Below are 23,841 nucleotides of genomic sequence, written 5' to 3'. Positions count from 1 at the left end.
TGTCACCGGTGTGCGGCTCCGTCTGTCGCGCCGATCGACTTCCGCGCCGGGCCGCAGGGCTGGTCAAGGATTGCTACTCATGGGTAACATCGCGGCATGAGCGCAGACCAGATGACGATCGGCGAGATGCTCGCCGCGACCGTGCCGATGGCCCGGACCCTGAACCTCGAGTTCGTGGAGACCACTCCGGAGAAGGCCGTCGTGGCGCTCCCGGACCAGGGCGACTTCCACAACCACGTCGGCGGACCGCACGCCGGAGCCATGTTCACGCTGGGGGAGTCGGCGAGCGGGGCGATCGTGCTCGCCGCCTTCGGGGACCAGCTCTCCCGCGCCGTGCCGCTCGCGGTCAGCGCCGAGATCGCGTACAAGAAGCTCGCGATGGGCCCCGTCACGGCCACCGCCACGCTCGGCCGGCCCGCCGCCGACGTCGTCGCCGAGCTCGACGCCGGCAAGCGCCCCGAGTTCCCCGTCGCCATCGCCATCCAGCGCGCCGACGGCGCGGTGACCGGCGAGATGACCGTGATCTGGACGCTCCGCCCGAACGGCTGAGCCCCGCTCCACCCGCAGGGCCCTGATCGGGGAACACGAGCCGATCGGGGCCCCGGTCCGTTCCGGCCCCGTTCAGCCGCGCGGCACCCGTATGTTCACCGTCTGGGTGACCCGGGTGCAGAGCTGCCGTCGGCCGTCCTCGATGTCGCACTCCACGACCGCCGTGTCGCGGCCCACCCGCAGCACCCGGGCCCTCGCGTACGCGGTCCCCTCGCGCACGGGCCGCAGGAAGTGCGTGGTGGAGGTGGTGGTGGCGGGAACGGCGCCCGCGGGGCCGTTCAGCGCGGCGCACACCGCCGAGGCGACGTCGGCCAGACCCATGAGCGCGCCCCCGTGCAACCCGCCTCCCGCCGTGGACAGTTCGGGTACGAAGTCGAGTTCGGCGTCCACGCCCCCGGCCGACAGGGCGGTGAAGCGGACGCCCAGGGTCCTGGCGTAGGGGGCCATCGCGTAGATGTCTTCGGCGGTGACGGTCACATCGGACTCCTTGTGGGAGGGGTGGGACGGAAGTCGATGATCCTTTCTATCAACTCCCTTACTGCCGAGGGGTGTTCATGCGGTGCGGAGTGTGTATGCGATCCGGTCGCCCGGCGCCCCGGGCCGCCGCCGGGCCGGTCGCCGATCGTGCGGCGAACACAAGGCGTCGTTCAACTGACTGCCACCGCCCGGTCATGGCCGGTCGCCACCGTGCATCTGACCCCGATTCCGCTCATCCGGAGGACACATGGGCACGGCAGGACAGCAGAACGGGCCGGACAGACGGGCGCTGCTGCGCGCCGTGGTCGCCGTACCGGCGGCCGGCGCGGCGACCGCGGCCTTCGAGACGGCCCCGGCGCGGGCCGTGACCACGGGAGGAGGAGGCCGGTTCGACACCGAGAGCCCGCGCTTCGCGCTGGCCGTGCTCCCCGACACGCAGTACCTCTTCGACGCCGACAGCGCCGACCCGGCGCCACTGCGGGAGACCTTCCGGTATCTCGTGGCGGAGCGGGCCGGGGCGAACATCGCCTTCATGACGCACCTCGGCGACGTCACCGAACACGGCACCGAGGACGAGATCTCGCGCGCCGCCGACACCTTCCGCACCCTGCACGGCAAGGTCCCCTACAGCGTCCTGGCCGGCAACCACGACATCCCGTCCTCGACGGACGACCAGCGCGGGGACACGGCCTACCTCGCCGCGTTCGGCCCCGAGCGCTACGCCTCGATGCCCACCTTCCGCGGTGCCTCTCCCGACGGCTACAACAGCTACCACGTCCTGCGCGCCGGCGGCCGGGAGTGGCTGGTGCTCGCCCTGGACCGGCGGGTGTCGGACAAGGGGCTGCGCTGGGCCCAGGGCGTCCTGGACGCCCATCCGGCCCTCCCCGCCGTGCTCACCACGCACGACATCGCGTGGCCGGACGACGTCGGCGAGGCGCGGCTCTCGGCCAACGGCGAGCGCCTGTGGGACGGGCTCGTCCGGGGCAACGACCAGATCTTCCTCGCGCTCGGCGGCCACTACTGGCCGCCCGGCCGCACGGTCCTGACCAACGACCACGACAACGATGTCCACGTCCACATCACCAACTACCAGGACCGCTACTACGGCGGCGCCGGGATGATCCGCACGTACTCCTTCGACCTGGCCCGGGGCGTCATCGACGTCGAGACGTTCGCGCCCTGGTTCCTCGCCCGCGACCCGGAGAAGCGGACGCCGCTGGAGGCCGAGACGGTCGAACTGACCGGCCCCGTCGACCGGTTCAGCCTGAACGTCGACTTCGGCGAGCGCTTCGGGGGCTTCGCGCCGACCGTCCCGCCGAAGCCGCGCCCCGCCTCCGCCGTGATGCCGCACGGCACGGTGGCCTACTGGCGCTTCGACGGCTCCGGGACGGCGCCGGGCGCCCCCGTCACGGACGGCACGGTCGTACGGGACCTCACCGGCCACGGGAACGACCTCACCGTGAGCCGGCTGCACGCGAGCGGTCCGGACGTCCTGACTTGGTCGGCGGACCACCATCCGGGCCGGCCCCCCCACGCCGGCCTCCACTTCGACGGCGGCAAGGGCCCGGACCGCGGCGCCGTCCTCACGACGCGTGCCGGAGCCGCCCTGAACAGCGCGAAGCTCCCCCGGGGCTATCGAGTATTTGTCCAGTGCTCCACCCTTCAGGGTGGAAGTGAAGGGCATCCTGCCCATGGCGGCCCGAAGGGTCGCAGCGGCATGGCAGGACCGCCCCGTCGGGCAACAGAGTTGTCCGGCCTACCGCCGGACGGGCGGGACGTCAGGCCTGCGGAGGCCACGTAAGACCGACCCTCACCGGTCGGCTGAGGCCCGTGAAACAGGAACCCGCGGTGGTACTGCGAAGCGGTGCGGACCGGAATCACCTGCCCTCGGGCAGGTGAGGGCGTCAAACCGTCGAGACGTTCATCAGGCTGCCGGACCCCTTCGAGGGCGACCACGCCTGGATGGGCATCTTGAGCTGGGAGGGCCGCAACGGCGACGCGGACAAGACGCCGGTTGGTCTCCTCTGGGGCCCACCTGCAGCCTCAATCTGTCGCCGGAGCGGTTCCTGCAGTTCGTCGTCTGTTCGGCGCGGCAGGACGCCGACCCGACGTCGTGGAGCCACGCCCTGCTCGTACGAGACTTCCTCGAGCCTCCGTCCTCGAGCACCCGTTCCCTTCCGGCCGTCCATGCCCGACCCTGGCCCACGAGCGATGCGCGTACCGCCCGCGGACCGGGGCCGGGCGACGCGCCGGGCAGCGGGACCGAGGAGTGCGGGCATGGACGTGAGCGGGCGGGGCGCCGTTCTGGTGACCGGTGGCAGCGGGTTCGTCGGAAGCCATCTGGTGAGGCGGCTGCTGGAGCGGGGCTACCGCCAGGTCCGCACCACCGTACGGAGCGCCGCGGACACGGCGAAGGTGGCGCCGCTGCGGGAGATGCAGGAGGCCTTTCCCGGCCGGCTGGAGCTGTTCGAGGCGGATCTGCTGGCCGACGGGTCCTTCGACGCGGCGATGAGCGGCTGCCGCGTGGTCTTCCACGTGGCGTCGCCGTTCCTGATGCCGGAGAAGATCAAGGACGGCCGCAGGGACATGGTGGACCCGGCGCTGCTCGGCACGCGCAACGTACTGGCGGGTGTGGAACGGACACCGACGGTCGGGAAGGTCGTCCTCACCTCCACCGTCGGCGCGATCTTCGGCGACTACGCCGACGTCCGGGACATGGACGGCGGTGTCCTGTCGGAGAAGTACTTCAACACCACCAGCACGGTCGAGAACAACCCGTACCACTACGCGAAGACGCTCGCGGAGCGCGAGGCGTGGGCGGCGGAGGCGGCCCAGGACCGCTGGCGCCTGGTGTCCGTCAACCCGGGCCTGGTCCTCGGTCCGTCCCTCACCCCCGCGTCGCGGTCCGGCAGCCTGTTCCTGCTGGACGAACTGTTCAAGGGGTACTTCTTCTACGGCGCGCCCGATTTCAGCTTCACCACGGCGGACGTCCGCGAGGTCGCGGACGCGCACATCGCGGCGGCGGAGCACGACGGCGCCGAGGGCCGCTACATCGTCGCGGCCGGGACGATGACGTCCTTCCACGACATGGCGCGCGTCGTCCGCGGCCGGTACCCCCGCTCCCTCCGGCTGCCCCGCACCGCGCTCCCGCACTGGCCGGTCCGCGTCCTCGGCCCGGCGTTCGGACTGACCCAGGACTACATCCGCAAACACCTCGGCATCCGGTTCCGCGTGGACAACGGCCGGAGCGTGCGGGAACTGGGGATCACCTACCGCCCGGTCGAGGAGACCCTGCTCGACCACTACGAGAGCTGGAGGCACGCGAGGACGTGACGAGCCCCACACGTCCGGGCCGCCGTTCAGGACGACCGGGTAGGCTTCCCCGCGGGCGCTCCGGGGAAACGCACCTCGCTGATCACGCGAAACGCGGTCGCCCGGGTCACGTACACCGAAACGGGAGGAACCGGCGTTGCACGTCCAGGAGTGGCTCGAGACGGTTCCGGCGGTCAGTATCTACGCGCTCGTGGGCCTGGTCATCGGCCTGGAGAGCCTGGGCATCCCGTTGCCCGGAGAGATCATCCTGGTCTCGGCGGCGCTGCTCTCCTCGCAGCACGAGGGGATCAACCCGGTCATCCTCGGCGTGTGCGCCACCCTCGGCGCGATCATCGGCGACTCCATCGGCTACGCCATCGGCCGCAAGGGCGGACGCCCGCTGCTCGCCTGGCTCGGCGCGAAGTTCCCCAGGCACTTCGGTGAGGCCCATGTCGCCACGGCCGAGCGTTCCTTCCAGAAGTGGGGCATGTGGGCCGTCTTCTTCGGCCGCTTCATCGCCCTGCTGCGGATCTTCGCGGGCCCGCTCGCCGGTGTGCTGCGGATGCCGTACTGGAAGTTCCTGGTCGCCAACGTCCTCGGCGGCATCATCTGGGCCGGCGGCACCACCGCCGTCATCTACTACGTCGGTGTCGTCGCCGAGTCCTGGCTGAAGCGCTTCTCGTGGCTCGGCCTGGTCGCCGCGGTGCTCGTCGGTCTCGCCTCGATGCTGATCGTCCGCCGCAAGGCCAAGAAGACGGCGGCGGAACACGGCACGGCGGAGACGGAGCCCGTCCCCGCCGCCGAGTAGCGGCCGTCGTCCGGGCGCTCCCGTGGCGCGAACGCCCGAACGCCCGGACCCGTGACGCGGGCCTACTCGTGGATCTCGCGGTGGGCCTTCGCCAGCTCCACGTAGAAGACGCCGTTCAGCGAGAGGCCCTCGCGCTCCTCGTCGGTCAGCGGGCGCTTGACCTTCGCGGGGACGCCCGCGACGAGCGAGCCCGGCGGGACCCGCATCCCCTGCGGCACCAGCGCCTGCGCGGCCACCAGCGAGCCGGCGCCGATCACGGCCCCGTTGAGCACCGTGGCGCCCATGCCGATCAGACAGTCGTCCTCCACGGTGGCCCCGTGCACCACGGCGTTGTGGCCGATCGAGACCCGCTCCCCGACGGTGATGGGGAAACCAGGGTCCACGTGCAGACTGCAGTTGTCCTGCACGTTGCTGCCGGCGCCGATGACGATCGGGCCGCAGTCGGCGCGCAGCACCGCGCCGTACCAGACGCTCGCACCCGCCTCCAGCGTGACGTCTCCGATGACCACGGAGGTGGGGGAGACGAACGCCTCCTGGTCCACCCGCGGATCCTTACCGCCGATCCCCTTGATCAGCGCCTGCTGCGTCGTCACCGCGTCACCGTCTCGTCGTCTCGTGGTCCGGTCCCTCTGGGTACACCGGGCACCGTATGCCATCACCCCCGCGTACCTCCGGTGGGGCGAAGATCACAGCCGTGTGATCACATCGGGTGCCCCGCCCTGAGTACCGTGAACGCGTGTCCAGGAGCAAGAACACGTTCTCATCATGGCGGCGACGTCTCGCGCAGCGCGCCGTCCACGCGGGCTGGGCCTGGATGCGGCGCGCGGGTACGGTCTCGGCCGAGCGGCCGGGCCGGTTCCGTTTCGGCGCCATCGGCGAGAACACCAAACTGGCCTTCCCGCTGGGCACGGTCTTCGGCGAACCCTGGATCCACCTCGGCTCGTACTGCATCGTCGCCGAACAGGTCACGCTGACCGCGGGCCTGATGCCCGATCTGGACCTCGGTCCCGACCCGATCCTGCGCATCGGGGACGGCGTCGTGCTGGGCCGCGGCAGCCACGTCATCGCCGACACGACGGTCACGATCGGCAACGACTGCTACTTCGGGCCCTATGTGTACGTGACCTCCACGAACCACTCGTACGACGATCCGCACGAGCCCATCGGCAAGCAGTGGCCGCGGATGGAGCCCGTGGAGATCGGGCCCGGCTGCTGGATCGGGACCAACGCCGTGATCCTTCCCGGCGCGCGGATCGGACGGAACGTCGTGGTCGCCGCGGGCGCGGTGGTCCGTGGCACGGTGCCCGACCACTCCGTCGTCGCCGGTGCTCCCGCGAAGGTCGTCCGGCGCTGGGACCCGGTGGCCGGATGGCAGCCGCCGCTGCGCACACCGCCGCCGGTGCCGATTCCCGACGGGGTGACCTCCGAGCAGCTGCACGCGCTCGCGGAACTGGACGAGGAGACCGTCGCGCGGCTCGCGGAGCTGGATCTCGACGTGCGGGACGTGGCCGAGGACGTGCACGCGCAGTCCGGGGACGTCCGCGCCGAGTCCTGAGACGGGGACGGCCCGCGCCGGGTCCTGGCCCGGGAGGGGCGGGCGGGCCGCGGTCCCGGTGAGGTGTCCCGGCGCGTCCCGGCCGCCGGGCAGGTCCGGCCGGCCGCCGCGGTGGAGCCCGCTCAGCCCGTCGCCAGCAGGACCGTGCCGGCCAGCGCCAGTGCCGCTCCGGTGGCCTGCACCGCCCGCAGCCGCTCCTTGAGGACACCGCGCGCGGCCAGCGCCGTGACCACCGGGTAGAGCGAGGCGAGGACGGCGGCGACGGTGACCGGACCGTGCTGGGCCGCGACCGAGTACGTGCCGTTGGCGGCGACGTCGGCGAGGCCCACGAAGGCGAGCGCGGGCAGCGAGGCCCAGGGGAAGCCCCCCTCGGGAAGGGCCCGCCCGCCGCGCCGGACGGAGAGGGCCAGCGCCGCGCCGCCGGTGACGACATTGGTCACGCGCTGCACGAACAGGGCCAGGAAGAGCCCGGTGACCGACGACGACGCCTCCGCGATCAGCACGAACACCGTGCCGAAACCGGCGGCCGCGACCAGGGTCAGGAGGATGGCCTGCCGCTGCACGGGCGCGCCCCGCAGCTGGGGTCCGCCCGCGAGGACGACGCCCGCCACGGCGACCGCGATGCCCGCGATCTGCACCAGACCCGGGCGCTCCCCGAGGAACAGGCCGACGCCGATGGGGACGGCCACGGCCAGCGAGCCGAGCGGCGAGACCACGCCCATGGGCCCGAGCGCGAGCGCCTTGTAGAAGGAGAGCAGCGCGACCGGTCCCACCAGGCCCGCGGCGACCGCGAACCACAGCTGCGGTCCCGCCGCGCTCCAGCCGCCGGTGGCCAGCACGATCGCCCCCAGGACCACCGCGGCGATCGACTGGGAGACGACGACCACCGTGAGGGCGGGCGCGCGCCGGGTCAGCAGGCCTCCGCCGAAGTCGGCCAGGCCCCACAGGAGGCTGGTGGCCAGGGCGAAGAGTGCTGTCACGGGGAGCCTCGCAGTACAGTTCGGTGAACGATCGGGTGCACCACACGATAGTCCACCTGATTGAACTCTGTCATTCAAAATATTGGACGGAATGTGTCGGATCTCGATCTGCTGACTCAATCCCTGGCGCGCAACGTGAAGCGCTGGCGCACCGAGCGCGGCTTCACCCTGGAGGCGCTCGCCGCCCGCGCCGGAGTCAGCCGCGGCATGCTCATCCAGATCGAGCAGGCCAGGACCAATCCCAGCCTGGGGACCGTCGTCAAGATCGGTGACGCGCTGGGCGTCAGCATCACCACCCTGCTCGACTACGAGCAGGGGCCCAAGGTCCGGATCGTCCCCGCCGACCAGGCCGTACGGCTGTGGCACACCGAGACGGGCAGCTACAACCGGCTGCTGGCCGGAACCGAGGCGCCCGGCCCGCTGGAGATGTGGGACTGGCGGCTCATGCCGGGCGAGGGCAGTCCGTCCGACCCGCACCCCAGCGGCACCGTCGAACTCGTCCATGTCCTCGCGGGCGACATGACCCTCACCGTCGACGGCGTCGAGCACCACGTTCCCGAGGGCGCGAGCGTCTCGTTCGAGGCCGACACCCCCCACACGTACGCCAACAAGGGCGAGGTCCCGGTCGAGATGGTCATGGCCGTGTCGGTCCCGCTCGTGCGCTGAGGCTCCGCGCGGCTGTTAGCGTGCCGCCATGCGCGCGCCCATCGGACACTTCGACCACGCCTTCCCGGCCCCCGACCACCTGGACGAACTCGTCGGCCCCGTGGCCGACGCGGTACGCGGGTGGCGCGGTGAGACCCCCGCCGAGCGGATCGTCTACGTCGACACGAACCCGGAGTGGGCCGACACCGCCGTCTTCGTCGAGCACTACGGCAAGGAGCTGCTGGACACGTCGGCCAACTGCGTCGTCGTCGCGGGCCGGCGCGGCAGCGGGACCACGCTCGCCGCGTGTGTCGTCCCGTCCACCGCCCGCGTCGACGTCAACGGCGCCGTACGGCGTCAACTGGGCGCTCGGAAGGCCTCGTTCGCCTCGATGGACGTCGCGACCGGCGAGACCGGCATGGAGTACGGCGGCATCACCCCCGTCGGACTCCCGGGGGACTGGCCGGTGCTGGTCGACCCGGCCGTCGTGAGGCTGCCGTACGTCCTGGTGGGCAGCGGCCGTCGGCGCGGCAAACTCCTGGTGCCGGGCGGGGCGTTCGCGGAACTGCCGAACGCGGTGGTGCTGGAGGGACTGGGCGTCGCCGGATGACGCCCTTCCGTCCGTGAGGCGTGAACGCCCGGCGGGTGTCCGTTCCCGACGGGGGCGCCGCCCCGTTCACGCGGCGGTGTGATGTGCCAGGGCCCGGTGCGGGTCCGCCTCGCCGGGCGCCGGTGCCGGATCGGCGTGGACCAGGACGGCGGTCAGCCTCGGGACGGCGTGCAGCAGGGCGTGTTCGGCGTCCACGGCGATGTCGTGGGCGTGCCGTACGGTCGCCTCGCCGTCCACCACGACCGCCACCTCGGCGCGCAGTCTGTGCCCGATCCAGCGCAGCCGCAGTTCACCCACGTCACGCACCCCCGCGACCTGCCGCAGCGTCCGCTCGGCCCGGTCCACCAGCTCCGGCTCCACGGCGTCCATCACGCGGCGGAAGACTTCCCGGGCCGCGTCCCGCAGCACCAGCAGGATCGCGGCGGTGATCGCCAGTCCCACCAGCGGGTCGGCGAGCCGCCAGCCGAGGGCCGCGCCGCCCGCCCCCACCAGCACCGCGAGCGAGGCGAATCCGTCGGTACGGGCGTGGAGCCCGTCCGCGACCAGGGCCGCCGAGCCGATCTCGCGCCCGACGCGGACGCGGTACCGGGCGACCCACTCGTTGCCGGCGAAGCCGACGAGCGCGGCGACCGCGACCGCCGGAAGGTGCCGGACGGGCTCCGGGTCGAGCAGCCGGCCGACCGCCGCCCAGGCCGCGAAGGCGCCGGAGGCGGCGATCGTCAGCACGATGGTGATGCCCGCCAGGTCCTCCGCCCTTCCGTAGCCGTAGGTGAAGCGCCGTGTCGCCGCCCGGCGGCCCAGCGTGAAGGCGACCGCGAGCGGCAGGGCGGTCAGCGCGTCGGCCGTGTTGTGCACGGTGTCGCCGAGCAGCGCGACCGACCCCGACAGCACGACGACGACCGCCTGCGCCAGGGCCGTCGCGCCGAGGACGGTCAGGGAGACCCACAGCGCCCGCATGCCCCGGGCCGACGCCTCCAGCGCGGAGTCGAGCTTGTCGGCCGTTTCGTGGGAGTGCGGGGTGAGGAGATGGCGCAGTCGGCTCCCGGGGCCGTGCGGGTGGCCGTGGCCGCCCGCACGCGGGTGGGGGTGCGGGTGCGGCCGGCCGGGGGAGTGGGGACGGTGGTCGCCTCCGTCTCCGTGGGCGTGACCCTTCCGGTCCGTGTGGCCGTGGCCGTGCCCGTGCGCCGACCGACCGGTGTCTCCGTGCCCGTGCCCGTGTCCGTGCTCCGGCTGGTCGGTGTCCTCGTGCTCGTGGTCGTGCCGGTCGTTCACGTGCGTCCCCTTCCGTGAGCGGGAGTGGACGCGCTGGTGTCCACGACGCCATTATGTGCGTATGAGCGCACGCATGCACCTATCACCTGCGCACGATGCGCACCCGCGCACCCCGGGCGAGGAACAGTTCGGACTCGCCGCCGAACTCCTGGCCCTCCTCGCCGATCGCACCCGCCTCGCGCTGCTGCACGCCCTGACCGGCGGCGAGGCCGATGTCGCGACGCTGACCGAGACGTGCGGGGCGGCCCGTCCGGCCGTCAGCCAGCACCTCGCCCGCCTCCGTCTCGCCGGGCTCGTGAACACGAGGAAGGAGGGGCGCAGGGTGATCTACTCGCTCGGGGACGGTCATCTGCGCCGGGTGGTCGACGAGGCGCTGAGCCTTGCCGACCACCGGCTCTCCGGCCGCCCGGCACACGACTGAGACCGGCACATGACCGAGACCGGCACATGACCGAGACCGGCGCGCGGCCGGGTCCGCGTGCGGGCGCGGCGGTCAGCGCCTGAGCGTGCTGTCGGCCGTGGACGCGCGGTCACCCGCGGGCGGGATGTCGTCCTCGCCCTCCTCCAGCAGGTTCGCCGCCGCGCCCACGATGCTCGGGTCGGGGCTGCCGACGACCTCCTCGTCCTTGTCGGTGTAGGCGAAGCGGGCCAGGACGCTGCGCATGGCCTCGACGCGGGCCCGCTTCTTGTCGTTGCTCTTCACCACGGTCCAGGGCGCCTGCGCGGTGTCCGTCTCGCGGAACATGGCGACCTTGGCCGCCGTGTAGTCGTCCCACAGGTCCAGCGAGGCCAGGTCCATGGGGCTCAGTTTCCACTGCCGCACCGGGTCGACCTGACGGATCGTGAAGCGGGTGCGCTGCTCGCTCTGGGAGACCGAGAACCAGAACTTGACCAGGTCCACGCCGTCGTCGACGAGCATCCGCTCGAAGGCGGGCGCCTGCCGCATGAAGCGCCGGTACTCGTCGTCGGTGCAGAAGCCCATCACGCGCTCCACGCCCGCCCGGTTGTACCAGGACCGGTCGAACATCACGATCTCGCCCGCGGTCGGCAGGTGCTCCACGTACCGCTGGAAGTACCACTGCCCGCGCTCCCGCTCGGTCGGCTTCTCCAGTGCCACCACCCGGGCGCCGCGCGGGTTGAGATGCTCGGTGAACCGCTTGATCGTGCCGCCCTTGCCCGCCGCGTCGCGTCCCTCGAAGACGACGACGAGCCGTCGGCCGGTCTCCTTGATCCAGCTCTGCAGCTTCAGCAGCTCGATCTGCTGGAGCCGCTTGTGCCACTCGTACTCCTTGCGTTCCATGCGCCGCTCGTACGGGTAGTTCTCCCGCCAGGTGTCCACCGGGCTGCCGTCCGGCCGGACCAGTACGGGGTCGTCGTGGTCGGTGTGGTCCACCCGCATCCCCGCCGGCAGTTCCGTCATCCCGCCCTCCTCTTCCCGTGCTCCGATTGTCCGCCGATCACCCCGTTCCCGCCGTTTCGGTGGAATCGCGGGACGATCGCACGGATCCCGTACGCCACCACGAGGAACGCGATGCGGTCCGTCCCCGATGGAAGCAATCGGAGGCGTACGGCGGGAGAACCGGAGGCGAAGGCGGCGCGAGCCGGATCCGGGAGGCCCGCGCGGCCTCGACGGGCGGCGTCCCCATGGGCCAAAGAAATTGACGGAACGTCATATCGCTTGCCCGTGCGGTGCCGTGCGGATGAGGATGGCCGGCGTGCCGACCTTCATCGCGCCCGACGGAACCCGACTCGCCCATCACGCGAGGGGTGAGGGCGAACCACTGCTCTGTCTGCCCGGCGGACCGATGCGCGCCTCCGCCTACCTGGGAGACCTCGGCGGGCTCACGCGGCACCGCCGGCTGCACGCGCTCGATCTGCGGGGCACCGGCGACTCGGCGCTCCCGGCCGACCCGGCGACGTACCGCTGCGACCGGCAGGTCGACGACGTCGAGGCCTTCCGGGCGCACCTCGGACTCGACCGGGTCGATCTGCTCGCCCACTCGGCGGGCTGCGACCTCGCGCTCCTCTACGCCGTCCGCCATCCGCGGCGCGTCCGCACCCTCACCATGATCACCGGACGGGCGCGGGCCCTGGGCGTCGACTTCACCCCGGAACACCGTGCGGAGGGCGCGGCGCTGCGCAAGGCGGAACCCTGGTTCGAGGGCGCGCACGACGCGTACACACGGCTCTGGGACGGTACCGCGACGGAGGCCGACGTGGACACGGCCCTCCCGTTCTTCTACGGCCGCTGGGACGCGGCGGCTAAGGAACACGCCGCGAGCGAGGTCGAGCAGTACAACGAGGAGGCCGCCGAGCGCTACACCGGTCCCGGCGCCTTCCGGCCCGCCGAGGCCCGCGCCGTCGTGGCCGCCTGGGACGCGCGCGTGCTGCTCGTCGCGGGCGAGCTGGACAGCGGCCCGCTGCCGCGCGTGGCCGCCGCGGTCGCGGACCTGTTCCCCCGGGCCGAACTCGCCGTCCTGCCGGGCGCCGGCCACTTCCCGTGGCTCGACGCCCCCGACGCCCTGCGCGAGACGGTCGCGGGGTTCCTCGACCGGGCGGCCGACCGTCACGACGGGGGATAGGACGATCCGGGGCTCAGCCCAGCCTCAGGTCGATCCATTCCGCGCTCTCCCCGGGGAGGACGTAGCGCTCGGTCTCCGCGAAGCCGTGCCGCAGGGCGAAGCGCAGTCCGTCCTCGTTGGCCGCGAGGACGACGGTCTCGATCACCCGGGCCCCCAGCGCGCGAGCCTGCTCCAGACCACGTGCGTACAGTTCTCCGCCGAAGCCCCGACCGCGGTGCTCGGCCAGCACGCGCGCGATCACGGTCGCCGTCGCGCCGCCGTCGGCGGGCGGACGCACGGTGGTGCAGCCCACGAGGACGTCGCCGAGGTAGGCGACCTCCAGACGGTAGCGCCGGGCGCGCCCGCGCACCTCGTCGAGCGACATGGCGGCGGGCGGGACGATCACATTGTGGACGTGCCGCCAGTCCGCGAGGCGGGCCTCGTCGTCCGGCGCTTCGACGCGAAGAACGGTCACCCGAGCAGGAAACCCGCGCGGGCCGCGTGACGTCAACGGCCTTTTCCCCGGGGCCTTTTCCGGTGGGCTCACCGAGCGGCGGTCCGCCGGTCCACGGGACCGCTCCGCCGGGTCAGCCCAGTCGCGGGATCTCCAGGGCCGGGCAGCGGTCCATCACCATGTCGAGTCCGGCGGCACGCGTCCGCTCGTACGCGGCCTCGTCGATCACGTCGAGCTGGAACCAGACCGCCTTGGCGCCGATGGCGACGGCCTCGTCCGCGATCGGCCCCGCGAGGTGGCTGTTCACGAAGACGTCGACGACGTCGACCTCGAAGGGGATGTCCGCGAGCGAGGCGTACCCCTTCTCCCCGTGGACGGTCTCGGCCTTCGGGTGCACGGGCACGATCCGCTTGCCGTGGCGCTGGAGGAGGTGGGCGATGCCGTGGGCCGGGCGGTGCCGGTTCGACGAGAGCCCGACGATCGCCCAGGTGTCGCCCCGCTCGGTGAGGATCTTACGGATCGTCTCTGCGTCGCCGTACACGCCAGGCCTCCAGGGAATCGGTCGGTGTCCGCTCTTCTCCTCAACGATGAGCGCAGCACCATGATTCCTCGCGCCGGGCGTCCGCGGCGCGACCGCGTGTCCGGAACGGTCCCCACCTCCCCGCGCCCGTCCGTGCGTCCGCCTAGGCTCGCCCCGTGCTCCGTATCCTCGACGCCCGCACGGGCGAACCCGTCGACGCAGCCCCCTCCCGCCGCGGTCTGGTCCGCGTCCACGCTCACCCGCCCGGGGCCGACACCACGGGTCTGCGGGTGCTCCTGGTCGCCGACGTCCTGGTGCGGGCCCTGGAGATCGGCGGCAACGCCGTCTGGGCGACGCTGGCCCCGTTCCCGGCGGCCGCCGAGAACGGGGCGGGGCTCCGGGCGCGCGCCGCCGGGCTCGGGATCCGTCCGTTCGAGGATCACCGGGACACGGAGGAGGGGCCGGCGGCGGCGTGGACCGTCGACGTCGTGGCTCAGGGGGCCGCCATGACGGACGGGCCGCGCGTCGAGGTGGCGCCCGTCGACAGCGGGCGCGGTCCCGCCCCCGTCCCCGGGGATCCCACCACGTTGCGGCTGGCGCTGCTCGCGCGGCGGCGGGATCTCCCGCTGAGCCTGGACGCCGAGGTCCTCGCGGAGGCCGAGGACACGCTCGGGCGCTGGCGCGCCGCCGTCGCCGGCTGGGCGGAACGGCCCTCCGGACCGGTTCCCGAGGACGTGCGCCTGCGGTTGCGCGCCGCGTGGGAGGACGACCTGGACGTGCTCACCGTGCTGGACGTGCTGCGGTCGGTGGAGGACTCCGGCATCCCGGAGGGCGCCCGGTTCGAGACGTACGCCTACGCCGACCGGCTGCTCGGCCTCGAACTCACCCGCGAGATCGGGGCGCCGCTGTGAACGCGCGCGCGGCCTCGGGCCCGAGGCGGAGACTGGTCGTCCTGCGGCACGCCAAATCGGCCTGGCCCGACCGGGTGCCCGACCACGAGCGGCCGCTCGCCGCGCGCGGCCGCCGCGACGCCCCCGCCGCCGGACGCGCCCTGGCGGAAGCCGACCTGATGCCGGACCTCGCGTTGTGCTCGACCGCCGTACGCGCGCGGGAGACCTGGGAGCTGGTGGCACGGCAGTGGGCCACTCCGCCGCCCGTCCGGTTCGACGGGCGGCTGTACGGGGCGGAGGTGCCGGAGCTGCTGGAAGCCGTCGGCGAAGTCCCCGAGCGGGTACGGACCCTGCTGCTGATCGGGCACAACCCCGGACTCGAGGAGCTGGTCCTCGGACTGGCCGGGGACGGCTTCGACGACACGCTGGACCGGGTCCGGACGAAGTTCCCGACCTCGGCCGTCGCGGTCCTGGTCTGGCACGGCAGCTCCTGGCACGAACTCGGCCCCGGCGACGCGCTGTTGACGGACGTCGTCGTGCCGAGGGGCGGGAAGGAGTGAATCCCGGCCGACGCGCGCCCGGGTGACGGGTCCCACGGGTCAGGACTCCTTCCCGTCCGGTGGCCCGTCGGCCCCGCGCGTCCGGCCCGTCGGGCGGACGCGCGCGCAGCGCATACGCTGGCGTGATGCAGGACGAGTACCGCACAGTGGCCCGCGCGGGCGTGCACGAGACCGAGGTCAACCGTTCCCGTTTCCTGTGCGCCCTCGCCCCGGCCGCCACCGAGCGGGAGGCCCAGGACTTCGTCGCGGCCGTCAGGAAGGAACACGCGGACGCCACGCACAACTGCTTCGCGTACGTCATCGGAGCCGACGGCGCCGTGCAGAAGGCGAGCGACGACGGCGAGCCGGGCGGCACCGCGGGCGTCCCCATGCTCCAGATGCTGCTGCGCCGGGACATGCGGTACGTCGTCGCCGTCGTCACCCGCTACTACGGCGGGGTCAAGCTGGGCGCCGGCGGGCTGATCAGGGCGTACGGCGGCTCGGTGGGCGAGGCGCTGGACGCGATGGGCACGATCACCCGCCGCCGGTTCCGGCTGGCCACGGTGACCGTCGACCACCAGCGGGCCGGCAAGGTGCAGAACGATCTGCGGTCCACCGGCCGCGAGGTGCGTGATGTGCGTTACGGCGAGGCCGTCACGATCGAGATCGGGCTGCCGGACGCCGATGTGGAGGCCTTCCGGGCCTGGCTGGCGGACGTGACCGCGGGGACGGCGGGCTTCGAGCTGGGCGGGGAGGCCTACGGAGACGCGTGACGATCCGGGCGATCGCGACCAAACGACCGCCCTTCGGTGGTGGTCACGGCGGGCTGATACGGGAGTAACCGCCCGTGATGTCGGACCCGGCCGATACTCTTCGGGGATCATGAGGCTCCTGCACACTTCCGACTGGCATCTGGGCCGGGCGTTCCACCGGGTGAACATGCTCGACGCCCAGTCCCGCTTCATCGGCCATCTCGTCACGACCGCGCGCGAGCGCGAGGTGGACGCGGTGGTCGTCTCGGGAGACGTGTACGACCGTGCCGTCCCGCCCCTGGCCGCGGTCCAGCTCTTCGACGACGCCCTGCACCGGCTGGCCGATCTCGGGGTGCCCACCGTGATGATCTCCGGGAACCACGACTCGGCGCGCCGGCTCGGCGTCGGCGCCGGACTCATCGGGCGCGCGGGCATCCATCTGCGGACCGATCCCGCGGCGTGCGGCACCCCCGTGGTGCTGGCCGACGCCCACGGCGACGTGGCCTTCTACGGCCTCCCCTATCTCGAACCCGCCCTGGTGAAGGACGAGTTCGGGGTGGAGAGAGCGGGTCACGAGACGGTGCTGGCCGCCGCCATGGACCGGGTCCGCGCCGACCTCGCCGGCCGTGCGCGGGGCACCCGCTCCGTGGTCCTCGCCCACGCCTTCGTCACCGGCGGCGAGGCGAGCGACAGCGAGCGGGACATCACCGTCGGAGGCGTCGCCTCCGTGCCCGCCGGGGTCTTCGACGGCGTCGACTACACCGCGCTCGGCCACCTGCACGGCAGCCAGACCATCGCCGAGCGCGTGCGCTACTCGGGATCCCCGCTGCCGTATTCCTTCTCGGAGGCCGACCACCGCAAGAGCATGTGGCTCGTGGACCTCGGCCCCGACGGCTTCCTGTCCGCCGAGCGGATCGACTGCCCGGTGCCCCGCCCGCTCGCCCGCCTCCGCGGACACCTGGAGGACCTGCTCGCCGACCCGGAGCTGGAGCGCCACACGGACGCCTGGGTCGAGGCGACCCTCACCGACCCGGTCCGGCCCGCCGACCCCATGGCGCGGCTGGCCGAGCGCTTCCCGCACACGCTCAGCCTCGTCTTCGCCCCCGAACGCCCGCCGCAGGCCCCGGAGGTCTCGTACGCCCGCCGGATCGCGGGCCGCAGCGAGGAGCAGATCGCCGAGGACTTCGTGGCCCACGTGCGCGGCGCGGGCCCCGACACCCGGGAACAGGCCGTGCTCCGGGACGCGTTCGACGCCGTCCGGGCCGACGAGACCGCACGGGAGACCGCCCGGTGACACCACACCCGCCGCACACCCAGGGGGCCGCCCGCCCCGAGACCGGGGGAGACCGATGAGGCTGCACCGCCTGGACATCACCGCCTTCGGCCCGTTCGGCGGTGCCCAGCGGGTCGACTTCGACGAACTGTCCGCCGCCGGGCTCTTCCTGCTGCACGGACCGACGGGCGCGGGCAAGACCTCCGTCCTCGACGCCGTCTGCTACGCGCTCTACGGAGCGGTTCCCGGTGCCCGGCAGAGCGGTCAGGGCCTCGGCCTGCGCAGCGACCACGCGGCGCCGGAGACCCGCACCGAGATCCGCCTCGAACTCAGCGTCGCCGGACGCCGGCTGGAGGTCACCCGGCAGCCGCCCTGGGAGCGCCCCAAGAAGCGCGGCACGGGCACGACCACGGAGAAGGCCCAGAGCTGGCTGCGCGCGTACGACTCCGCGGCCGGTTCGTGGAAGGACCTCAGCCGCTCCCACCAGGAGATCGGCGAGGAGATCACCCAGCTCCTCGGCATGAGCCGCGAGCAGTTCTGCCAGGTCGTGCTGCTGCCCCAGGGGGACTTCGCGCGCTTCCTGCGGGCCGACGCCGAGGCCCGCGGCAAACTGCTGGGCCGGCTCTTCGACACCCGCCGCTTCGCCGAGGTCGAGAAGCGCCTCGCCGAGCGCCGGCGTGCCGCCGAGGCCGAAGTGCGGGCCGGTGACACCGCGTTGCTGGCACACGCGCACCGGATGCACCAGGCGGCCGGGCCCGCCGCCGAGGAGCCGCTGCCCGACCTCGCGCCCGGCGATCCGGGCCTCGCGGAGTCGGTGCTCGTCTGGGCCGCGGTCGCCCGCAGCACGGCTCGCGAGGTGCTGGCCGTCGCCCACTGCGCCCGCGAGGCCGCGGAAGCGGCGCAGGCCGCGGCCGGCCGCGCGCTCGACGACGTACGCGAAGTGGACCGGCTGCAGCGCAGGTTCACCGAGGCGCAGGAGCGCGCCGCACGTCTGGAACAGCGCGCCGACGCCCACCGGGACGCCCGGACGCGCATGGAGCGGGCGCGCAAGGCCGAGGCGGTGGCCCCCGCGCTCGACCTGCGCGACGCCACCGAAGCGGAGCACCGGCGCGCGGTCGCCGAGGAAGCGCGCGCGCGTGCCGCCCTGCCGGAGACGTTCGCCGGTGCCGGGGCGGCCGGTCTCGCGGCCGCCGCGCGGAAGGCCGCCGAGGAACTGGGCGGCCTGGAGTCGGCCCGCCGCGCCGAGCGGCGCCTGGGTGAACTCGGCGCGGAGCGCGCCTCCTTGGACCGTCAGGAACGCGCCGACGAGGACGTCCTCCAGGACGCCGAGAGCTGGCTCGCCGACTGGGAGGAGACCCGCGCCGCCGTCGAGGCGCGGATCGACACCGCGCAGGAGGCCGCGGCGCGCGCCGAGCAGCTCGCCGTCCAGCGCGAACCCGCGTTCAAGCGGCTCGCCGCGGCCCGGCTGCGCGACGAGCTGGCCCGGGACACCGAGACCGCCCACGCCCGGAGCCTGGCCGCGCGCGAGCACGCGACGCGGACGCGCGCCCACTGGCTCGACCTGAAGGAACAGCGTCTGCAGGGCATCGCCGCCGAACTCGCCGCCCATCTGGTGGACGGCGAGTCCTGCGCCGTGTGCGGTGCCACCGAACATCCGGCGCCCGCCCGGAAGACCGCGGGCCACGTCGACCGCGAGACCGAGGAGCGGGCTCTCGCCGCCCACCGGAGCGCCGACGAGGAGCGGGCCGAGGCCGAGCGCCGGCTCGGTGTCGTACGCGAGGCGCTGGCCGCCGCGACCGCCGAGGGGGGTGACGCGCCCGTCTCGCGACTCGCCGAGCAGGCCGAGGAGTTGGACCGGCTGCACGCCGAGGCCCGGACGGTCGCCTCCGGGCTGCACGCCGCGCGCGAGGCCCGCGAGCAGGCCGAGCGCGAACACGAGCGGCGGCTGGCCGCCCGGCAGGAGGCCGTACGCAGGGTCGCCGCGCGAGCCTCGCACCGGGAGTCCCTCGATCGCGAGAAGGCTTCGCTGGAGGGGGAACTGGAGCAGGCCCGGGGCCTCGCGGGGAGCGTGACCGAGCGGGCCACGCAACTGGAGCGGCAGGTCGCGCTGCTCACCGAGGCCGCGGACGGTGCCCGGGCGGCGGAGGACGTCGCGCGACGCCTCAAGGACGCCGACGCGCGTCTCGCCGACGCGGCCTTCCGCGCCGGATTCGACACCCCGGGGGCCGCGGCCGCCGCGCTGCTCGACGCCGCCGCCCACCGCGATCTCCAACAGCGGCTCGACGAGTGGCAGTCGGAGGAGTCCTCGGTGCGTGCCGTACTGGCCGAGGCCGACACCGCGGCCGCGGCCCGGCGCCCGGCCGTCGACCTGCGGTCCGCCGAGCGGTCCGCCGAGTCCGCCGCCCGGCGGCTGCGGGACACCGCGTCGGCGCGGGACGCGGCGGCCCGGCGCTGCGAAGAGCTGGACGCGCTCTCCGCCCGCGCCGCCGGAGAAGGCCGCCGACTCGCCCCGCTGCGCGACGAGTACGACCGTGTGGCCCGCCTCGCGGGTCTGGCGGCGGGCACGTCGGCGGACAACGAACGCAAGATGCGTCTGGAGGCGTACGTCCTCGCCGCGCGTCTGGAACAGGTCGCCGCCGCCGCGACCGTCCGCCTCCAGCGGATGTCCTCGGGGCGTTACACCCTGGTGCACTCCGACGACCGGGCGGGCCGCGGACGCAGCGGACTCGGACTGCACGTCGTGGACGCCTGGACCGGACGGGAGCGCGACACGGCGACGCTCTCCGGCGGCGAGACCTTCTTCGCCTCCCTCGCCCTGGCCCTCGGGCTCGCGGACGTGGTCACCGACGAGGCCGGCGGGGTACGGCTCGACACGCTCTTCATCGACGAGGGCTTCGGAAGTCTCGACGACCAGACCCTCGACGAGGTGCTCGACGTCCTCGACTCGCTGCGGGAACGCGACCGCAGCGTCGGCATCGTCAGCCACGTCGGGGACCTGCGCCGCCGCGTCCACGCCCAGCTGGAGGTCGTGAAGGGGAGAACGGGGTCGGTCGTACGGCAGCGGGGCGCGCGGGAGTGAGCGGGGCGCCGGGGCGGTCTCAGCGGCCCAGCGGCCGGCGTGGCAGGGGCGAGGAGTAGACGACGCTCGTCGTCACCGACCCGAGCGCGCCGATCTTGCCCGACACCGTCTCCAGATGGCCCATCGACCGTGCCGCGACCTTGATGACGAAGCAGTCGTCGCCCGTGACGTGGTGTGCCTCCAGGATCTCGGGTGTGACCTCCACGAGGTCGTGGAACGGCTTGTAGTTGCCGTTCGGATATCTGAGCCGGACGAACGCCAGGATCGGCAGTCCGAGGCTCTCGGGGTCGACGACGGCCGCGTACCCCTGGATGACGCCCGCCTCCTCCAGGCGGCGCACCCGCTCGGTGACCGCGCTCGGTGACATGGAGACGGCCCGTGCCAGCTCGGCGAAGCTGGACCGGCCCTCGCGCTGGAGGACGTCGAGGATGCGCCAGTCGGTGGCGTCCGGGGAATACGCGGTCATCCTCGATGGATACCAGGGGAATCCCCGGCCGATCAACCGTACTGCCGGGGATCGTCACTTCAGGGCGGAGGGCGGACGACATAGATTTCTGGTCGGGAAGTCCCGCGGGACGCGGTGCGCAGGAAGCACCTCGATGGCAAGGGCGGCATCCGTCCGGCGGGGCCACGGACCGAGAAAGGCCGATCATGACTGCGACTGCCGAGGGCACCACGAACGCCACGCCGACCGGTTCCACGCCGACGGCGAACGCCGTCCTGCGGGTGCCGCCGGCGTCCCCGGCCGCGGCCGCCGCCTACTTCGGCGCGAGCCTCGCCTTCCACGCGGACGTGTCCGACGTGGCCGCGGCCCTCGCGGCCGGCGGCGACCCCGGGTTCGTCGTCGTCGACTCCCGTTCCACCGCCTCGTGGGACCAGGGCCACGTCCCCGGAGCGGTCCATCTGCCCACCGCGCTCATCCCCGAGCAGGCCGAGCGGCTTCTGGACAGGTCGGTGCCGGTCGTCACCTATTGCTGGGGACCCGGGTGCAACGGCGCGACCCGCGCCGCCCTCGCCCTCGCCGAACTAGGCTTCCAGGTCAAGGAGATGCTCGGCGGCTTCGAGTACTGGGCGCGCGAGGGCTTCGAGTTCGAGACCTGGCAGGGGATCGAACACCGCGCCGCGGACCCGCTGACGGCGCCCGTGGACGCTGAGGACTGCGGCTGCTGACCCCGGGGAAAGGGGGGCCGTTCCGAAGACCCGGGTCCCGCGTCCGGGCCGGTGTCCGGATCCGGTTTCCCGGGAGCGGGCTGCCCTGCGGGGGCGGACGCGTGCCGTGTAACTTCTGCGCATGCCAAGATACGCGGACCCCGGTGCGGTCCAGTGGGTGGAGTCGGGCGGCGGGCCGCTCATAGCGATTCCGGAGACGGTGCTCCCGTTCTGGGCGGGGGCCGACGGCGACGACATGTCCTGCGACTACGACCGGGCCTGTGACGTCGAGGGGTTCATCGGCCTCCTGCCCGTGGGCGACACCAGGGCCCTGGTCCTCGGCGACGACCCCGCCTCGACCACCTACCTCCCCGAGCACGGCGCCTTCGTGCGCTGGTGCGCCGCCGACTCCGAGGACGAACTGCTCGCCGTCGTCCCGGCGGCGCTGGCGCAGGCCGCCTGGGAGCCGGAGGTGGAATGGACGGTGCCCGGCCCCGTCGTCCTCTTCGACGCCGCCTGGCCGGGAACCGCCTCCGAGAACACCGACCACCTGAGGGTGGTGCTCGAACCGGGCCGGTACGGGGTCCGCGCGGCCCGCGTCGAACCGGGACCCGAGACCTGGGTGGGACTCGTACAGCTGCGTCGGCTGACGCCCTGACGCCGGGGCACCCGGACTCCGGGTGACATCGCGCGGCGGCCGGGAGCGGCCGCCGCGCGGGGCCGTCAGAGCCGGGAGAGCTCGTCCACCAGGTCGTCCAGGCCCAGGGAGCCCTGGGACAGCGCGGCCATGTGCCACGCCTTGGCGTCGAAGGCGTCGCCGTGGCGCCGCTTCGCGTTCTCACGGCCCAGCAGCCAGGCACGCTCGCCGAGCTTGTAGCCGATGGCCTGGCCCGGCATCGTGAGGTAGCGGGTCAGCTCGCTCTCCACGAAGTCGGCCGGCCGGCTGCTGTGCGCGCCGAAGAACTCCTGCGCCAGCTCCGGGGTCCACCGCTCGCCCGGGTGGAAGGGCGAGTCGGCCGGGATCTCCAGCTCCAGGTGCATGCCGATGTCGACGATGACCCGGGCGGCACGCATCATCTGCGCGTCGAGGTAGCCGAGCCGCTGCTCCGCGTCGGTGAGGAAACCGAGCTCGTCCATCAGCCGCTCCGCGTACAGCGCCCAGCCCTCGCAGTTGGCGCTGACCTGGCCGACGGTGGCCTGGTAGCGGGACAGGTCGTCCACGACGTACACCCACTGCGCGAGCTGGAGGTGATGGCCGGGCACGCCCTCGTGGTACCAGGTGGAGACGAGGTCGTAGACGGGGAAGCGGGTCTGCCCCATCGTGGGCAGCCAGGTCCGGCCCGGCCGCGAGAAGTCCTGCGACGGGGAGGTGTAGTAGGGGGCCGCCGCGCCGCCGGGCGGGGCGATGCGGGACTCCACCCTCCGTACCGGCTCGGCGAGTTCGAAGTGCGTGCCGTCCAGGGCCGCGATCGCCTCGTCCATCAGCCCCTGGAGCCACCGCTGGACCTCGTCGACGCCCTCGATGTGCCGGCCGTGCTCGTCGAGGTGCGCGAGGGCGACCCAGGGGGTGGCCGCGCCGGGCAGGACCTTCTCGGCCTCGGCCCTCATCTCGGCCAGGAGGCGGTGGTACTCGGCCCAGCCGTAGGCGTACGCCTCGCCGAGGTCGAGATCCGTACCGTTGAAGTAGCGCGCCAGCCGCGCGTACCGCTCCTGGCCCACGGTGTCCGGCGCGCCCTCGATGGTGGGCGCGTACACGTCACGCATCCAGTCCCGCAGGGCGATCACGGCCTCCGTCGCGGTGCGCGCCGCCGCGTCCAGCTCCTCGCGCACGGTGTCGGGGCCCGCCGAGACGAAGTCCTCGAACCAGCCGCGGCCCTGTCCGTCCGTGTCCGACCACTCCGTGAGCTGTTCGACGAACGTCGCGGTCGGGCGCGGCCCGGCGTACAGCTTGCGGTCGAGTCCGAGCGCGAGGGACTCCCGGTAGCCCGCGAGCGCGGCCGGCACCGCGCGCAGCCGCTCCGCGACCGTGGCCCAGTCCTCGTCGGTCTCCGTCGGCGTCAGGGTGAAGATCTCCCGGACCGAGTGCACCGGTGTGTGCAGGTTGCCGACCGTCCGCAGGCCCTCGCCGGCCTCGTGGACCGCGAGCTCGGCGGTGAGCCGCTCGCGCAGCAGCCGGGCGCAACGGCGCTCGATGTCACGTTCCGCGCCAGGACGCCGCTCGGCCTCCTCCAGCCGCGCGAGGGTCACCCGCGCCAGCTCGGCGACGGCCTCCTGGCCGGCGGGCGAGGTGTCGGGAAGCCTGCCGTGGCTCTCCTTCACACCGAGGTAGGTGCCGAGAACCGGGTCGAGGGTGATGAGCTCGTCGATGTACGCGTCGGCGAGCTCACGGGGCAGCTGGTTCTTCGTCTCTGACATG

The 23,841-nt window shown here is 73.3% G+C and carries 25 protein-coding genes; 16 read left to right on the top strand and 9 right to left on the bottom strand.

The genetic code is table 11. The features are described from left to right. Window positions 1–96 precede the first annotated feature (96 nt). A complete protein-coding gene (locus ACICHK_RS07885) occupies window positions 97–549 on the top strand; it encodes a DUF4442 domain-containing protein (RefSeq protein WP_406836361.1) in 453 nt (150 codons plus the stop codon). A gap of 72 nt (window positions 550–621) precedes the next feature. Here ACICHK_RS07885 and ACICHK_RS07880 read toward each other — a convergent pair whose 3' ends face one another. Next, on the bottom strand, window positions 622–1,026 hold the full coding sequence (locus ACICHK_RS07880) for a PaaI family thioesterase (protein ID WP_406836360.1): 405 nt from the start codon (window positions 1,024–1,026) through the stop codon (window positions 622–624). A 247-nt stretch (window positions 1,027–1,273) separates the two neighbouring features. On the opposite strand from ACICHK_RS07880, the gene ACICHK_RS07875 reads away from it, so the two are divergent. From ACICHK_RS07875 to ACICHK_RS07865, 3 genes are all read left to right on the top strand, one after another. After that, a complete protein-coding gene (locus ACICHK_RS07875; protein ID WP_406836359.1) occupies window positions 1,274–2,827 on the top strand; it encodes a metallophosphoesterase in 1,554 nt (517 codons plus the stop codon). A gap of 476 nt (window positions 2,828–3,303) precedes the next feature. After that, window positions 3,304–4,359, top strand: a complete 1,056-nt coding sequence (locus tag ACICHK_RS07870) for an NAD-dependent epimerase/dehydratase family protein (RefSeq protein WP_406836358.1) — start codon at window positions 3,304–3,306, stop codon at window positions 4,357–4,359. A gap of 136 nt (window positions 4,360–4,495) precedes the next feature. Continuing rightward, window positions 4,496–5,146: a DedA family protein gene (locus ACICHK_RS07865; protein ID WP_151470584.1), complete on the top strand. Its 651-nt coding sequence runs from the start codon at window positions 4,496–4,498 to the stop codon at window positions 5,144–5,146. 62 nt (window positions 5,147–5,208) lie between these two features. Here the strand turns inward: ACICHK_RS07865 and ACICHK_RS07860 are convergent, their stop codons facing one another. Beyond that, a complete protein-coding gene (locus ACICHK_RS07860; RefSeq protein WP_225860609.1) occupies window positions 5,209–5,739 on the bottom strand; it encodes a gamma carbonic anhydrase family protein in 531 nt (176 codons plus the stop codon). 143 nt (window positions 5,740–5,882) lie between these two features. On the opposite strand from ACICHK_RS07860, the gene ACICHK_RS07855 reads away from it, so the two are divergent. Further along, entirely contained in the window at window positions 5,883–6,701 is an 819-nt protein-coding gene (locus tag ACICHK_RS07855; protein ID WP_406836357.1) for an acyltransferase, read from the top strand. 122 nt (window positions 6,702–6,823) lie between these two features. Here ACICHK_RS07855 and ACICHK_RS07850 read toward each other — a convergent pair whose 3' ends face one another. Continuing rightward, complete coding sequence (locus ACICHK_RS07850; RefSeq protein ID WP_406836356.1) at window positions 6,824–7,681, bottom strand: EamA family transporter; 858 nt, start codon at window positions 7,679–7,681, stop codon at window positions 6,824–6,826. A gap of 93 nt (window positions 7,682–7,774) precedes the next feature. On the opposite strand from ACICHK_RS07850, the gene ACICHK_RS07845 reads away from it, so the two are divergent. Together ACICHK_RS07845 and ACICHK_RS07840 are read left to right on the top strand one after the other, a co-directional pair. Beyond that, complete coding sequence (locus ACICHK_RS07845; RefSeq protein WP_406836355.1) at window positions 7,775–8,347, top strand: helix-turn-helix domain-containing protein; 573 nt, start codon at window positions 7,775–7,777, stop codon at window positions 8,345–8,347. A 28-nt stretch (window positions 8,348–8,375) separates the two neighbouring features. Continuing rightward, window positions 8,376–8,936: a YbaK/EbsC family protein gene (locus ACICHK_RS07840; protein ID WP_406836354.1), complete on the top strand. Its 561-nt coding sequence runs from the start codon at window positions 8,376–8,378 to the stop codon at window positions 8,934–8,936. Window positions 8,937–9,002: 66 nt separating this feature from the next. Here the strand turns inward: ACICHK_RS07840 and ACICHK_RS07835 are convergent, their stop codons facing one another. Beyond that, window positions 9,003–10,208, bottom strand: a complete 1,206-nt coding sequence (locus ACICHK_RS07835; protein WP_406836353.1) for a cation diffusion facilitator family transporter — start codon at window positions 10,206–10,208, stop codon at window positions 9,003–9,005. A 61-nt stretch (window positions 10,209–10,269) separates the two neighbouring features. Between ACICHK_RS07835 and ACICHK_RS07830 the strand changes: the two genes are divergently transcribed. Continuing rightward, window positions 10,270–10,629 carry an ArsR/SmtB family transcription factor gene (locus tag ACICHK_RS07830; RefSeq protein ID WP_406836352.1) on the top strand — a complete coding sequence of 120 codons (360 nt, stop codon included), beginning with the start codon at window positions 10,270–10,272 and terminating at the stop codon, window positions 10,627–10,629. Between the two features lie 72 nt (window positions 10,630–10,701). Here ACICHK_RS07830 and ppk2 read toward each other — a convergent pair whose 3' ends face one another. Next, window positions 10,702–11,628 carry a polyphosphate kinase 2 gene (ppk2, locus tag ACICHK_RS07825; RefSeq protein ID WP_406836351.1) on the bottom strand — a complete coding sequence of 309 codons (927 nt, stop codon included), beginning with the start codon at window positions 11,626–11,628 and terminating at the stop codon, window positions 10,702–10,704. A gap of 295 nt (window positions 11,629–11,923) precedes the next feature. Between ppk2 and ACICHK_RS07820 the strand changes: the two genes are divergently transcribed. Further along, entirely contained in the window at window positions 11,924–12,790 is an 867-nt protein-coding gene (locus ACICHK_RS07820) for an alpha/beta fold hydrolase (RefSeq protein ID WP_406836350.1), read from the top strand. A 13-nt stretch (window positions 12,791–12,803) separates the two neighbouring features. Here ACICHK_RS07820 and ACICHK_RS07815 read toward each other — a convergent pair whose 3' ends face one another. Then, on the bottom strand, window positions 12,804–13,244 hold the full coding sequence (locus ACICHK_RS07815) for a GNAT family N-acetyltransferase (protein ID WP_406836349.1): 441 nt from the start codon (window positions 13,242–13,244) through the stop codon (window positions 12,804–12,806). Window positions 13,245–13,356: 112 nt separating this feature from the next. Next, window positions 13,357–13,764 carry a CoA-binding protein gene (locus ACICHK_RS07810; RefSeq protein ID WP_151470576.1) on the bottom strand — a complete coding sequence of 136 codons (408 nt, stop codon included), beginning with the start codon at window positions 13,762–13,764 and terminating at the stop codon, window positions 13,357–13,359. A gap of 155 nt (window positions 13,765–13,919) precedes the next feature. On the opposite strand from ACICHK_RS07810, the gene ACICHK_RS07805 reads away from it, so the two are divergent. The 5 genes from ACICHK_RS07805 (at window position 13,920) to ACICHK_RS07785 (ending at window position 20,276) form a co-directional block, all read left to right on the top strand. Continuing rightward, window positions 13,920–14,654 carry a hypothetical protein gene (locus tag ACICHK_RS07805; protein ID WP_406836348.1) on the top strand — a complete coding sequence of 245 codons (735 nt, stop codon included), beginning with the start codon at window positions 13,920–13,922 and terminating at the stop codon, window positions 14,652–14,654. Next, window positions 14,651–15,193, top strand: a complete 543-nt coding sequence (locus tag ACICHK_RS07800) for a SixA phosphatase family protein (RefSeq protein ID WP_406836347.1) — start codon at window positions 14,651–14,653, stop codon at window positions 15,191–15,193. The genes ACICHK_RS07805 and ACICHK_RS07800 overlap by 4 nt, the downstream gene beginning before the upstream one ends. Before the next feature lie 125 nt (window positions 15,194–15,318). Then, the gene (locus ACICHK_RS07795) at window positions 15,319–15,945 is read left to right on the top strand and encodes a YigZ family protein (protein ID WP_151470573.1); all 627 of its coding nucleotides are present in this window, start codon (window positions 15,319–15,321) and stop codon (window positions 15,943–15,945) included. Between the two features lie 109 nt (window positions 15,946–16,054). Beyond that, on the top strand, window positions 16,055–17,218 hold the full coding sequence (locus tag ACICHK_RS07790; protein WP_406836346.1) for an exonuclease SbcCD subunit D: 1,164 nt from the start codon (window positions 16,055–16,057) through the stop codon (window positions 17,216–17,218). A 55-nt stretch (window positions 17,219–17,273) separates the two neighbouring features. After that, complete coding sequence (locus tag ACICHK_RS07785) at window positions 17,274–20,276, top strand: AAA family ATPase (protein WP_406836345.1); 3,003 nt, start codon at window positions 17,274–17,276, stop codon at window positions 20,274–20,276. 19 nt (window positions 20,277–20,295) lie between these two features. On the opposite strand, the gene ACICHK_RS07780 is transcribed toward ACICHK_RS07785, so the two are convergent. Further along, on the bottom strand, window positions 20,296–20,742 hold the full coding sequence (locus ACICHK_RS07780) for an Lrp/AsnC family transcriptional regulator (RefSeq protein ID WP_406836344.1): 447 nt from the start codon (window positions 20,740–20,742) through the stop codon (window positions 20,296–20,298). A gap of 185 nt (window positions 20,743–20,927) precedes the next feature. On the opposite strand from ACICHK_RS07780, the gene ACICHK_RS07775 reads away from it, so the two are divergent. Further along, a complete protein-coding gene (locus ACICHK_RS07775) occupies window positions 20,928–21,446 on the top strand; it encodes a rhodanese-like domain-containing protein (protein ID WP_406836343.1) in 519 nt (172 codons plus the stop codon). 121 nt (window positions 21,447–21,567) lie between these two features. Further along, on the top strand, window positions 21,568–22,083 hold the full coding sequence (locus ACICHK_RS07770; RefSeq protein WP_406836342.1) for an immunity 21 family protein: 516 nt from the start codon (window positions 21,568–21,570) through the stop codon (window positions 22,081–22,083). Between the two features lie 65 nt (window positions 22,084–22,148). Here ACICHK_RS07770 and ACICHK_RS07765 read toward each other — a convergent pair whose 3' ends face one another. Further along, on the bottom strand, window positions 22,149–23,840 hold the full coding sequence (locus ACICHK_RS07765; protein ID WP_406836341.1) for a DUF885 domain-containing protein: 1,692 nt from the start codon (window positions 23,838–23,840) through the stop codon (window positions 22,149–22,151). Window position 23,841: the final 1 nt, after the last annotated feature.

The sequence above is a fragment of the Streptomyces sp. AHU1 genome (genome assembly GCF_045343905.1).
Lineage (GTDB): Bacteria > Actinomycetota > Actinomycetes > Streptomycetales > Streptomycetaceae > Streptomyces > Streptomyces triticiradicis.
The sequence above is the reverse complement of the archived record's forward strand: the minus strand, read 5'-3'. Positions and strand labels throughout refer to the sequence as shown.